Source organism: Staphylococcus schweitzeri, assembly GCF_002902405.1.
GTDB classification, from domain to species: domain Bacteria; phylum Bacillota; class Bacilli; order Staphylococcales; family Staphylococcaceae; genus Staphylococcus; species Staphylococcus schweitzeri.
In genome coordinates, this window is sequence record NZ_PPQS01000034.1 from 45,781 (window position 1) to 59,615 (window position 13,835).

The following is a 13,835-nucleotide window of genomic DNA, read 5'->3' on the forward strand; positions in this document are numbered from 1 at the left end:
TATAATGACACTGCCTCATTTTAAAATAATAAGCGAATACGTTAATGTATCAGTGATTAAAAATGTTGGAAATGTATAAAAAACACATGCTAAGAATAAAATACCTGTATAAAAGGAGAATTATATATGTTTCAATTACTTGCAGTTTGTCCGATGGGATTAGAAGCTGTTGTAGCTAGAGAAATTCAAGAATTAGGCTATGAAACAAATGTTGAAAATGGTCGTATATTTTTTGAAGGAGATGCCAGTGCAATCGTAAAGGCAAATTTATGGTTGCGCACAGCAGACCGAATCAAAATTGTTGTTGGACGTTTTAACGCAACGACGTTTGACGAATTATTCGAACAAACCAAAGCGCTCCCTTGGGAATCTATTATTGATAAAGAAGGTAATTTCCCAGTTCAAGGTAGAAGCGTAAAATCAACTTTACATAGTGTGCCAGATTGTCAGGCGATAACTAAGAAAGCTATTGTTGAACGATTACGTCGTGCATATAATGAAAAAGGTTGGTTGAATGAATCAGGAGCCAAATATCCCGTTGAAGTTGCCATTTTAAAAGATAATGTATTATTGACTATCGATACTTCAGGTTCTGGTTTGAACAGACGTGGCTATAGACTAGCGCAAGGCGAAGCACCAATTAAAGAAACGTTGGCAGCGAGTTTAATCCGTCTGGCAAACTGGAAAGGCGATACACCTTTAATTGATCCATTTTGCGGTTCGGGAACAATAGCTATAGAAGCTTGTTTAATTGCTCAAAATATCGCACCTGGTTTTAATCGTGAGTTCGTATCAGAACAATGGAACATCATGCCAGCAAATATTTATGATGACTACCGTGATGAAGCGGATAAAATGGCTGATTATGATAAAGAAATCGAAGTTTATGCTTCTGATATTGAGCCAGAAATGGTAGAGATTGCTAAACGTAACGCTGAAGAAGTTGGCTTGTCAGACATTATTAAATTTAGTGTGAAAGATGTGAATACATTAACAATTGATACAGAAGAACCGGTGGCATTAATTGGAAATCCACCATATGGTGAGCGTATTGGTGATCGTGAAGAAGTTGAAGAGATGTACCGTTATATTGGTAAACTAATGAAACAACATCCATTTTTATCGACATACATTTTGACAAGTAATAAAGAATTTGAATATTTAGTAGATCGTAAAGCAACGAAGCGACGTAAGTTATTTAATGGATATATAGAATGTACTTATTATCAATACTGGGGTAAAAAGACAGAACGTAAAATCATTGAAAACTAAAGTGTTTCTAATGCATGACTAAAATTATTTATATTTATGTTCTCATAATTATAGGTATTTTTGAAAAATGGAGGAGTTTATACATGAGCAAAAAAATGGGCCTAGGTTTATCTATAACATTGGTTGTTATTGGTATTGCCGTTGTATGTTTAATGGTTTTTTCAAGTCAAAAAACTACTTATTTTGGTTATATGAATAGTAATACAAATGCAGAAAAAGTTGTCAGTGAAAAAGATGGGTTAGTAAAACATAATATCAAAGTAGAACCATCTAATGATTTCAAGCCGAAAAAAGGTGACTTTGTTAAACTTGTCTCTAAAGATGATGGTAAGACATTTTATAAACAAGATGTTGTTGAACATGATGATGTTCCTCACGGTTTAATGATGAAAATTCACGACATGCATATGAATTAATAAAAAAGCATCTATTTCGTATTTATGGTCTTATAATTTCGACCTAAAAATACGTTTTAGATGCTTTTATTTTTGGATTTTTATTAAATTTGACTGATGAAAAGTTTCCGTTATTTCTTTTGTTTGATTTTTAATCTTGTATATATTATTGCTTAGTTTTTCGATCTTTAAAATACAAAATTAATTCAATTACCAACACTAGTATGAGTGATAATCCAAATAACGGCATTAATAGTCCTAATATTACTAAGAAGGAAACTAAAGATAATGATGCTGGTTTTTTGACGCGATGTGGTACTTTTACAACAGTGTTTTTTGTACGCTTTATCCATGAGACAAACCCCATACCAATTGCTACTAATAAAGCGATACATACTAATAAATTAATGATTTTGTTTAAAATACCGAATAAATGTCCTTCGTGAAGCGGGATGCCCCATGTAAACCATTTAGCAATAATGCCGTAGTCATCATATTTAATACTACCCAATTTTTTACCACTATATTGATCGAAATAAAGCGTTTGTTCCTTATGAGGTGATACATCTAGCCCAGTAACACCTGAGTTACTAGTATTAGATACAATAAAGGTACCATGTTTATCACTTGGGTATACGATTGAAAATGGCTTTTCAACACCACCTTTTTGCGCCTGTTCAACGACCTTATCAATAGATATTTGATGATCTAATTTGGTTTGAGGCATTGCTGCATTACCATGATGACCACTTGAACTCTTTTCAGATGAAGCTGGCTGTTTATTTTTACGTGTAGCCCAAGGTAACTCATTCAAATCTGATTTAGGTGGATTAATCGATAATTCACCTTGACCAAGGTCGCCATTTGTATCCATCATACCGGCAATTTTACTGCCCATAAAACCTGACCATGGCAATCCAGTTAAGACTAATATAAATACTGGAATTGCAATTGTAACTCCAGTTATAGCATGCCATTTTTGCCAACGAAGCGCTTTGCTTTTGTTAGAAATCAGGTGCTTCTTAATGAGTAAATAAGTCCCAGATAAAATCATGAATATCGTCCAGCATGCGGTTAACTCAACTAAATAATTAATAATAGTATTTTCAGTAAACAATGAACTATGTATACTTCGCATTACATTGGAATACGTATGTTTCGCATTTTGATCAGCAACAAATTGATTGTTTTGATCTAGAAAGACGTAACGTTGATTTCCTGCCATATCACTCAGTGTAATTCGTTTATTATATGGTTCTTCAAGTATACTAACTTTACTAACAAAGAATCCTTCATATTGTCGTTCAACTTGATGCACTGCATCATTTAACGTTTGATGCGATTTAACATCACTGTTACCAAAAAACTCGCTCTTATAAATATTATTTTCAACTTCTGGAAAGAACAAGTAACCAATGCCCGAAATAGTTAAAGTGATTAACAGTGGTGCAATAAATATTGCTGCATAGAAATGCAATCTTTGTAATGGATTAAATGTATTTTTCATATTTCCCTCCCAATTGGCTATTATACGGTGTCAATTCTGCGACGTGTGTGAACAAAATGTGACAATATTTATTTTTTAAAAAAATTTAACGGTAAATTATGAATTTTAGAAAAGTGGATTTTTGAGTTAAAATATTTGGGAAAATTGAATATCCGTATGTTTTATCAAGCAGCTATGATAAAATTTAAACATAATACAATATGAGCTGTTCAACTATCTATGTATGAATGGACACCGATATTGTGTGAATTCGCTTTAACAAGCAAACATTTATATGTGAACGAACCAAAGGGGAAAGTAACATGATTAATAAAGAACAATTAGATCTTTTATATAAATTAAAAAAAGAAGTTGAAAAGTCGCGAAATGAAGCACTTTTACATACAATTAACCAAGTAATTAAGAAAGTATATTTGCAACAATATACATGTTCGTTCGTTGGACATTTTTCCGCAGGTAAATCGACACTGATAAATTTATTAATTGAACAAGATATCTTACCAAGTTCACCTGTACCAACTACAAGCAATACTGCAATCGTGTCAGTTTCAGACAATCACGAAATTATTGCTAATTTGCCGAACCAAACGTATGCCAAATTAGCCAATTATGATGAAGTAAGACAAATGAATCGCCAAAATGTCGATGTTGAATCTGTAGAAATTAATTTTCAATCAACTAAATTTGAAAATGGGTTTACGTTGCAAGACACGCCAGGTGTTGATTCTAATGTTGCATCACATCAGTCAATAACAGAACAATACATGTATACAAGTAATATGATATTTTATACGGTTGACTATAACCACGTTCAATCTGAACTCAATTTTAAGTTTATGAAGCATATAAATGATGTTGGAATACCTGTAGTGTTTATCATCAATCAAATTGACAAACATCAAGACGATGAATTGTCATTCACTACGTTTAAATCTCGAGTTGAAAAGTCAATTGCAGATTGGGATATTAAATTGGCACGAACATTTTACGTTTCAAAATTTGATCATCCTGAAAATGAACTTGAAGCATTATCTAATTATCTTGTATCTTTAGATCAGCACAGAGAAACAATTGAAGATTATACATCAAGAACGGTTGAATATATTACCGAAGCTCAGCTAGATTACATTCAGTCTGAAATTCAGGAAGTATTAGAAGGTTTGGGTATCGAAGAAGCAGATTTTGAACAAGCATTTTTAAATAGTCAACAGCATCAAGCAATTAGTGAAGAGGCACAACTTTTAAATAATCCAGATGAATTAATGGCATTTTTAAAGAACAAGCGTAAAAATATTTTAGAAAATGCATACATTATGCCTCATAATATGAGAGAAATGTTACGTAGTTATTTGGAAAGTATGTCTCAAGACTTTATTGTTGGAGGGCTTTTTAATAAAAAGAAGAAAAAACTACAAATTCAACAACAACGATTATTAACAGCGATAGATGCGTTACAAGAACACGTTAATCAACAAATTCGTCAACCAATGCGAGAGGATATGTCTTTTGTTACGCGTTTTATAAATAAAAAAGAAGCTTCAGACAAAGTGTTAAATCAGCATTATGACGTCAAACCGGAAACGATTGAAGGTTTATATCAGCCACAAACATCAATCAGCAATACTTATGTGCTTACATTTTCAGACGAAGTGGTTAAATCCATTAAGAAACATGTTGAACAAGAATCAACACCGATTTTTAAAGAAATTATAGAAAATGTGCAGGTAGATGAATTACCAACAGAAGAAAGTGAAGATTTAAAAGAATATCAACATTACACAGAATTAAATGAGTTACGTCAGTCATTGACGACTAAGAATTATCGACATTACTATATTCATTTAGATGAATCTCTAGATAAATTAGTAGGTCGTCAAGAGACGACATATCAATTGGCTACTGATATTGCTCAGGATAACCGAGATAAACAACAACTAAATCAGCAAACAGCTACAACAAATATGTCAATCGATATTCAAAAAGCACTTGATATAATTTCTGATGTGCCTTTATTCAAGCGTACTAAGCAGGATATCTATGAAACATTAACACGTATAGATAATAAATTAATAAAAATTGGTGTGTTTGGAACATTTAGTGCTGGTAAAAGTAGTTTGATAAATGCATTATTAGGCGAACATATTTTAGTCAGTTCTCCAAATCCTACTACAGCAGCTACAACAGAAATATCTTATGGAGACGAAAGTTATATAACGCTAAAATCACAATCGCAATTATTAGATGAAATTAATGCAGTAATTGAATACCAAGATATATCTTTTTCGACTATAGAAGACTTTGTTAATTCAGATTTAGAAAAGTTAAAATCACATTTAAATAAAAATCAACTTGCTTTTGTTCATGCAGTTGAAAAACATTATAAATTGTATGTCAATATGTTGAAAAATGGAGAAAAACATGCCATTGATCAACAAGAATTGAAAAAGTGGAGTGCAGAAGATGAATATGCAACATTTGTCAAAACAGTGCATATTGCATTAAAGCATGATTGGTTAAAAGGTAAAATAATTGTTGACTCATTAGGATTACACTCAAATAACCAAAGACATACAAATGAAACCGAGCAAATTTTAACTTCTTCAGACTTAATATTGTATGTAAGTTATTTTAATCATTCATTTACTGATAATGACAAGGCGTTTATAGAACACATGAAAGATATGAATCAATTGAATGAAAATCAAGCATTTAAAATGGTAATTAATGCTGCTGATTTAGCAGAAAGTCAAGATGATCTTGAAGCGGTTGAAACATATGTATCGGATGCATTAAGACAAGTACAATTACAATCAGACATTTTTGCAGTATCAAGTCGAAATGCATTGCAAGGTAAAGATAAGGGCATTGATCAATTAAAACAAAGCATACAACAATTTGTGGATGTTGAATCTAAATCAATTTTAGAACAACAAATGATTCATCAGCTTCAACAAATGGATCATTCTTATGTTGAGATGATTACAGAATTTGAAACAAACAAAGCTGATATTTCACGTCGCCAACAAAAGTTAACAGTTTATAAAGATAAACAGCGCTTGAAATATCAATTAATTGACGCGACATTACAACATACAGACAATGAAGTGGAAGAACAAGTATATCATTTAAATGCACGTTTAAAACTACAACTACTTGACGATGTTAAATCAATATTTAATTCACAAATGACGCAAAATAGTGATTTTAACGGAGAAAAGAAAGTGTCTACGAAAGTATACTTAGATCAAATTCATCAACGGTTGTTTTTAGAGCAATCTTTAATTACAGAACGTATAAAAAAATACTTTAATAAGCAACTCACTGAGCAAATTGCACCAATCGTTCAACAATTAGCAGATTTACATGTCATTATTAATCCTCAGTTTAACTTTGAATCAGCTAATATAGAACAACCATTATTGCACATCGATTTCAACGATATGCTAAATGCATTGCCTAAACAATTAACGAAACGTAAAATTTTGAATCCAAATGGGCAAAGAGATATACACGAATCGATTTGCCAAAGTACGTTAGGATTATTACAACCACAAATGGGATTATTAAGGCAACAACTTGAATTATATGTAAAGCAAATGGCTGTAGAAGCTGAATCGCAATTTGAAAGTTTTGAAGCTAATATTCAAACGCAAATAAACGATTTATTAGCATTTGATTTAGATACAACACTTATCAATCAATTGAAAGATAAACATCAACAACTTAAAGCTATTATATATTAAGAAAGAAGGAACAATTTAAATGCCAAATAAAATATTACTTGTAGATGGTATGGCGCTACTATTTAGACATTTTTACGCTACAAGTCTTCATAAACAATTTATGTACAATTCACAAGGTGTACCTACAAATGGGATACAAGGATTTGTGCGTCATATCTTTTCGGCGATACATGAAATACGACCTACACATGTAGCTGTATGTTGGGATATGGGTCAATCAACTTTTAGAAATGATATGTTTGATGGTTATAAGCAAAACCGTTCTGCACCACCAGAAGAATTGATACCACAATTTGATTATGTTAAAGAAATTTCTGAGCAATTTGGCTTTGTAAATATTGGTGTTAAAAACTATGAAGCGGATGATGTTATAGGTACATTAGCACAACAATATTCAACTGATAACGATGTCTATATTATTACGGGCGACAAAGATTTACTGCAATGTATTAATGACAATGTTGAAGTTTGGCTAATTAAAAAAGGTTTTAACATTTATAATAGATATACATTACATCGTTTTAACGAAGAATATGCCCTTGAACCACAACAACTAATCGATATTAAAGCGTTTATGGGTGATACAGCAGATGGATATGCAGGTGTTAAAGGTATTGGTGAGAAAACAGCTATTAAGTTAATTCAGCAATATCAAAGCGTTGAAAATGTGGTTGAAAACATAGACGCATTATCAGCTGGTCAACGTAATAAAATTAATGACAATTTAGATGAACTATATTTATCAAAACGACTTGCTGAAATTCACACACAAGTACCAATTGATAGTGAAGCACTTTTTGAAAAAATGTCATTTGCCACAACACTTAATCATATCTTATCGATTTGTAACGAACATGAATTATATGTTTCAGGGAAATATATTTCATCCCATTTTTAAAAAGTTATAAGATTTTATGAAAAATAAAACTAATTAAGTATAAAAAGACTATTTCTATTGATACAAGGTGGAAATAGTCTTTTTTGTGTGTTTGAAAATGTCAGAGTGAATAAATAGCCCTAAATTTGTAGATGTATCTTGGTTAATCAATAGAGTTTCAAGAATTAAATTTCATCCAAATAAATAACTATACACTACAAAATAGTACAGTTACAATTTTATTCATTTAAAAAACAGATTATATTATTTAGTTTTTGAGTCAATATATTAATGCAACTTTAAATCGAATGGAGTATAAGAAATAAATATAGTGGTATAATTGCACGGAATATTTAAAAATAAGAATAATATTTTAAATATTTATTAACGAATTATAGATAAATTATGAATTATTAATTAATGGTATTTACATATTCATAATCAAAGGATAAAATTATTGTGAAATTATTCACAAATGAAAGAGGAGTGTTGCAAATGTTAGTTGCAGTAGTCAAAGAATTAAAACAAGGTGAAGGACGTGTAGCTTGTACACCTGAAAATGTTCGTAAGTTAACGGATGCAGGTCATAAAGTAATAGTTGAAAAAAATGCAGGTATTGGTTCAGGTTTCTCTAATGAAATGTATGAACAAGAAGGGGCAACAATTGTAAGCCATGAACAAGCATGGGAAGCAGATCTTGTTATTAAAGTAAAAGAACCTCATGAAAGCGAATATCAATACTTCAAAAAGAATCAAATTATCTGGGGATTCTTACATTTAGCATCTTCAAAAGAGATAGTAGAAAAAATGCAAGAAGTTGGTGTTACTGCTATTAGTGGTGAAACCATTGTAAAAAATGGGAAAGCAGAATTATTAGCGCCGATGAGTGCTATAGCAGGACAACGTTCATCAATTATGGGTGCTTATTACTCTGAAGCACAACATGGTGGGCAAGGTACATTAGTAACAGGTGTGCATGAAAATGTAGATATACCAGGAAGCACATATGTCATCTTTGGTGGTGGTGTTGCAGCAACAAACGCTGCAAATGTTGCACTAGGTTTAAATGCTAAAGTTATCATCATTGAGTTAGACGATAATCGTATTAAATATCTAGAAGAAATGTACGCTAATAAAGACGTTACTGTAGTCAAATCAACTCCAGAAAACTTAGCTGAACAAATCAAAAAAGCCGATGTATTTATTTCTACAATTTTAATTCCTGGTGCGAAACCACCAAAATTAGTTACGCGTGACATGGTTAAATCAATGAAAAAAGGATCTGTATTAATCGATATAGCTATTGACCAAGGTGGAACCATAGAAACAATCAGACCAACTACAATATCTGATCCAGTATATGAAGAAGAAGGTGTAATTCACTACGGTGTACCTAACCAACCAGGTGCTGTCCCAAGAACTTCAACAATGGCGTTAGCACAAGGAAACATTGATTATATTCTAGAAATTTGCAATAAAGGTCTAGAAAAAGCTATCAAAGAAAATGAAGCTTTAAGTACTGGTGTAAACGTATACAAAGGACAAGTGACAAACCAAGGATTAGCTACATCACATAATCTAGAGTTTAAAGATATCTTAAGTGTCATTGATTAAATAACAACGCAACAAAATAGCGTGAAATGAATATTTTAAATAAAGCATTATAATTTGGACTAAAAATTTACAAAACGGAAGGATGTAATCATTATGACAACCAACACAGTTACATTACAAACAGCACATATTGTAAGTTTAGGAGATATTGAAGAAGCGAAAGCATGTACAAAGCCATTTATTCGAAGAACACCGCTTATTAAATCAATGTATTTAAGCCAAAGTATAACTAAAGGAAATGTATTTTTAAAATTAGAAAATATGCAATTCACTGGATCTTTTAAATTTAGAGGCGCAAGCAATAAAATCAACCATTTGACAGATGAACAAAAAGCCAAAGGCATTATTGCAGCATCAGCTGGAAACCACGCACAAGGTGTGGCTTTAACCGCTAAATTATTGGGTATTGATGCAACAATATGTATGCCAGAAACAGCACCACAAGCAAAACAACAAGCAACAAAAGGCTACGGTGCCAAAGTTATCTTAAAAGGTAAAAACTTTAACGAAACCAGACTTTATATGGAAGAATTGGCAAAAGAAAATGGCATGACAATCGTTCATCCATATGATGATAAATTTGTCATGGCAGGACAAGGAACGATTGGTTTAGAAATATTAGATGATATTTGGAATGTTAACACAGTTATCGTACCAGTAGGTGGCGGTGGCTTAATTGCAGGTATTGCCACCGCATTAAAATCATTTAATCCTTCAATTCATATTATTGGCGTTCAATCTGAAAATGTTCATGGTATGGCTGAGTCTTTCTATAAGAGAGATTTAACTGAGCATCGTGATGATAGTACTATTGCAGATGGCTGTGATGTAAAAGTGCCAGGTGAACAAACTTATGAAGTAGTAAAACATTTAGTGGATGAATTTATTCTTGTTACTGAAGAAGAAATTGAACATGCAATGCAAGATTTAATGCAACGTGCCAAAATCATTACTGAAGGTGCCGGTGCATTACCAACAGCAGCAATTTTAAGTGGGAAAATAAATAAAAAGTGGCTTGAAGATAAAAATGTTGTGGCGTTAGTGTCAGGTGGCAACGTTGATTTAACTAGAGTGTCAGGTGTCATTGAACATGGACTTAACATTGCAGATACAAGCAAGGGTGTGGTAGGTTAAAACATTTAATCTTAAAAATGAGGTGTAATTATGTCAAATGGTAAAGAATTACAAAAAAATATAGGTTTCTTCTCAGCGTTTGCTATTGTAATGGGAACAGTTATTGGTTCGGGAGTATTCTTTAAAATATCAAACGTGACAGAAGTTACAGGAACAGCAGGAATGGCCTTGTTTGTATGGTTCCTTGGCGGCATCATTACCATTTGTGCGGGGTTAACAGCAGCAGAACTTGCTGCTGCAATCCCTGAGACAGGTGGCTTAACGAAGTATATAGAATATACATACGGTGATTTCTGGGGCTTCCTATCAGGATGGGCACAATCATTTATTTATTTTCCAGCAAACGTTGCAGCCTTATCTATCGTATTTGCGACACAATTAATTAATTTATTCCATTTATCAACAGGATCATTAATTCCTATAGCTATCGCTTCGGCATTATCGATAGTGCTGATAAATTTCCTAGGTTCTAAAGCAGGTGGTATTTTACAATCTGTTACCTTAGTAATTAAGCTTATTCCAATTATCGTTATCGTAATTTTTGGTATTTTTCAATCTGGAGACGTCACGTTTTCATTGATTCCAACTACTGGTAATTCAGGAAATGGTTTCTTTACGGCAATCGGTAGTGGACTATTGGCAACTATGTTTGCATATGACGGCTGGATTCATGTAGGAAATGTTGCCGGTGAACTTAAAAATCCAAAACGAGATTTACCTCTAGCTATTTCAGTAGGTATCGGTTGTATTATGGCTGTTTACTTATTGATTAACGCTACATTTTTATTAACATTACCAATTGAACTACTTGCTGGTAATTTAAATGCAGCATCAGATACATCTAAAATATTATTTGGTGAATATGGCGGTAAAATTATTACAATTGGAATTTTAATATCAGTTTACGGTACAATCAACGGCTATACAATGACTGGTATGCGTGTACCCTATGCCATGGCTGAAAGAAAGTTATTACCATTTAGTCACTTATTCGCAAAATTAACAAAATCAGGTGCACCATGGTTTGGCGCAATTATACAACTATTAATTGCAATCGTCATGATGTCAATGGGCGCATTTGATACGATTACAAATATGTTAATCTTTGTAATTTGGCTGTTCTACTGTATGTCATTCGTAGCCGTAATCATTCTAAGAAAACGCGAGCCAAATATGGAGCGACCATATAAAGTACCTTTATACCCAATCATACCGTTAATTGCAATATTAGCAGGATCATTTGTATTAATTAATACACTGTTTACACAATTTATACTAGCCATCATTGGTATTCTAATTACGGCACTAGGAATACCAGTTTATTACTATAAAAAGAAACAAAAGATGGTATAAAGTGTGACAATTATCATTGAGAATAAATGAATGTAACGTTTATTTAAGTCAGCCTGAAATCATTCAATTATTCAATTAACCAGACAAGTTTCGATAATGAAATTTGTCTGGTTTTCAAAAGCATAGGGAGGCAAATTGAGATGGAAAAGCCGTCAAGAGTAGTGTTTGAAGGCAATAATAAGTTATTAATAGGGATTGTGTTAAGTGTTATAACGTTTTGGTTATTTGCACAATCCTTGGTTAATGTTGTACCAATACTTGAAGACAGTTTTAGTACAGATATTGGAACGATAAATATTGCTGTAAGTATAACTGCATTATTTTCAGGAATGTTTGTTGTTGGTGCAGGTGGACTTGCAGATAAGTATGGCAGAATTAAGCTAACAAATATCGGTATAATTTTAAGTATTTTAGGCTCATTATTAATCATTATTTCAAATATTCCTTTATTACTTATTTTCGGTAGATTAGTACAAGGACTTTCTGCAGCATGTATTATGCCAGCAACATTATCTATTATAAAATCGTATTATGTTGGAAAAGAAAGGCAACGTGCTTTAAGTTACTGGTCGATTGGTTCATGGGGCGGTTCTGGTGTTTGTTCGTTTTTTGGAGGTGCAGTGGCTACAATATTAGGTTGGCGTTGGATTTTTATTATTTCTATTATTATTTCGCTAATTGCACTTTTTTTAATCAAAGGTACGCCTGAAACGAAAGCCAAAAATATTTCGTTAAACAAATTCGATATTAAAGGCTTAGTTGTATTAGTTATTATGTTATTGAGTTTAAATATTTTAATAACAAAAGGGGCAGAATTAGGTATAACATCAATGATTTTCATCATTTTGCTAGCTATTACTATCGGGTCTTTCGCATATTTTATCATTCTTGAAAAACATGTTAAAAACCCTTTGATTGATTTTAAACTATTTCAAAATAAGGCATATACAGGTGCAACAGCATCGAACTTTTTGTTAAATGGTGTTGCTGGAACTTTAATTGTAGCAAATACATTTGTGCAACGTGGTTTAGGTTACTCATCGTTGCAAGCAGGTAGTTTATCGATTACCTATTTAGTAATGGTACTATTGATGATACGTGTCGGTGAAAAATTACTGCAAACACTTGGGTGCAAGAAACCAATGTTAATCGGAACGGGAGTTCTAATTGTCGGAGAATTTCTTATCTCATTAACATTCTTGCCAGAATTAATTTATGTCATTTGTTGTATTATCGGTTACTTATTCTTTGGTTTAGGTCTAGGAATATATGCCACACCATCTACAGATACTGCAATCGCAAATGCACCTTTGGAAAAAGTAGGCGTTGCTGCAGGTATCTATAAAATGGCATCAGCATTGGGCGGTGCATTTGGAGTTGCATTAAGCGGTGCAGTTTACGCAATCATATCAAACATTACAAACATTTATACGGGTGCAATGATAGCGTTATGGTTGAACGCTGGTATGGGAATTTTATCATTTATAATCATTATGTTCCTTGTACCAAAACAAGACGTATCACAATTACAATAAACTTTAATAAATATGAAATTATAAACGTCGCTACTATATTAAGTAATCTTGTAAAAAATAGACCGATCTTTATGTGTAATCATTATAAATGATACAACATAAGGTCGGTTTTTTATTACTCTTTTTCATTACTTTATTTATAATTATTATAAATTGTCACAAATTCAATTTACGTCACAATATATTTTGTGATATTATATTCTGGAGCATAAATAAATTGTTCAACATATAGTTGTAATGTGTTTCGATACTTTTTAGATAGATTGCGTAATCGTATTGAATCGTCATCGTTTTAATTTTTTTAAATGAGAATGAAATGAGCATTACAATATACAACCAATCAATTGTAAATACATTCACAACACAACAGAGACATAACAACAAGATAAGGAGTGAACAATAGCA

General features: G+C 32.1%; 9 protein-coding genes. 8 read left to right on the top strand and 1 reads right to left on the bottom strand.

What is annotated here, in order from left to right; genetic code table 11:
- Positions 1-126 precede the first annotated feature (126 nt).
- Together CD116_RS06745 and CD116_RS06750 are read left to right on the top strand one after the other, a co-directional pair.
- On the top strand, positions 127-1,272 hold the full coding sequence (locus CD116_RS06745; RefSeq protein ID WP_047549352.1) for a THUMP domain-containing class I SAM-dependent RNA methyltransferase: 1,146 nt from the start codon (positions 127-129) through the stop codon (positions 1,270-1,272).
- Between the two features lie 83 nt (positions 1,273-1,355).
- Entirely contained in the window at positions 1,356-1,688 is a 333-nt protein-coding gene (locus tag CD116_RS06750; protein ID WP_047529470.1) for a DUF4889 domain-containing protein, read from the top strand.
- A gap of 145 nt (positions 1,689-1,833) precedes the next feature.
- Here the strand turns inward: CD116_RS06750 and CD116_RS06755 are convergent, their stop codons facing one another.
- On the bottom strand, positions 1,834-3,174 hold the full coding sequence (locus CD116_RS06755; RefSeq protein WP_047549355.1) for a PepSY-associated TM helix domain-containing protein: 1,341 nt from the start codon (positions 3,172-3,174) through the stop codon (positions 1,834-1,836).
- Between the two features lie 302 nt (positions 3,175-3,476).
- On the opposite strand from CD116_RS06755, the gene CD116_RS06760 reads away from it, so the two are divergent.
- The 6 genes from CD116_RS06760 to CD116_RS06785 all read left to right on the top strand — a co-directional run bounded on the left by CD116_RS06760 (position 3,477) and on the right by CD116_RS06785 (position 13,430).
- Positions 3,477-6,917 (top strand): dynamin family protein, encoded by a 3,441-nt coding sequence (locus CD116_RS06760; protein WP_047549357.1) that lies wholly within the window; start codon positions 3,477-3,479, stop codon positions 6,915-6,917.
- Between the two features lie 19 nt (positions 6,918-6,936).
- Positions 6,937-7,815, top strand: a complete 879-nt coding sequence (locus CD116_RS06765) for a 5'-3' exonuclease (protein ID WP_047549360.1) — start codon at positions 6,937-6,939, stop codon at positions 7,813-7,815.
- 474 nt (positions 7,816-8,289) lie between these two features.
- Complete coding sequence (locus CD116_RS06770) at positions 8,290-9,408, top strand: alanine dehydrogenase (protein ID WP_047447972.1); 1,119 nt, start codon at positions 8,290-8,292, stop codon at positions 9,406-9,408.
- Positions 9,409-9,501: 93 nt separating this feature from the next.
- Complete coding sequence (tdcB, locus tag CD116_RS06775) at positions 9,502-10,542, top strand: bifunctional threonine ammonia-lyase/L-serine ammonia-lyase TdcB (RefSeq protein WP_047425536.1); 1,041 nt, start codon at positions 9,502-9,504, stop codon at positions 10,540-10,542.
- A 30-nt stretch (positions 10,543-10,572) separates the two neighbouring features.
- Positions 10,573-11,895 carry an APC family permease gene (locus tag CD116_RS06780; RefSeq protein ID WP_047425535.1) on the top strand — a complete coding sequence of 441 codons (1,323 nt, stop codon included), beginning with the start codon at positions 10,573-10,575 and terminating at the stop codon, positions 11,893-11,895.
- 140 nt (positions 11,896-12,035) lie between these two features.
- Complete coding sequence (locus CD116_RS06785; RefSeq protein WP_047549363.1) at positions 12,036-13,430, top strand: MFS transporter; 1,395 nt, start codon at positions 12,036-12,038, stop codon at positions 13,428-13,430.
- The last annotated feature ends 405 nt before the right edge of the window (positions 13,431-13,835 follow it).

Excerpts from the sequence above, each read along its gene's own strand:
- CD116_RS06745 (WP_047549352.1), top strand. The coding sequence starts at position 127 with ATGTTTCAATTACTTGCAGTTTGTCCGATGGGATTAGAAGCTGTTGTA.
- CD116_RS06750 (WP_047529470.1), top strand. The coding sequence starts at position 1,356 with ATGAGCAAAAAAATGGGCCTAGGTTTATCTATAACATTGGTTGTTATT.
- CD116_RS06755 (WP_047549355.1), bottom strand. The coding sequence starts at position 3,174 with ATGAAAAATACATTTAATCCATTACAAAGATTGCATTTCTATGCAGCA.
- CD116_RS06760 (WP_047549357.1), top strand. The coding sequence starts at position 3,477 with ATGATTAATAAAGAACAATTAGATCTTTTATATAAATTAAAAAAAGAA.
- CD116_RS06765 (WP_047549360.1), top strand. The coding sequence starts at position 6,937 with ATGCCAAATAAAATATTACTTGTAGATGGTATGGCGCTACTATTTAGA.
- CD116_RS06770 (WP_047447972.1), top strand. The coding sequence starts at position 8,290 with ATGTTAGTTGCAGTAGTCAAAGAATTAAAACAAGGTGAAGGACGTGTA.
- tdcB (WP_047425536.1), top strand. The coding sequence starts at position 9,502 with ATGACAACCAACACAGTTACATTACAAACAGCACATATTGTAAGTTTA.
- CD116_RS06780 (WP_047425535.1), top strand. The coding sequence starts at position 10,573 with ATGTCAAATGGTAAAGAATTACAAAAAAATATAGGTTTCTTCTCAGCG.
- CD116_RS06785 (WP_047549363.1), top strand. The coding sequence starts at position 12,036 with ATGGAAAAGCCGTCAAGAGTAGTGTTTGAAGGCAATAATAAGTTATTA.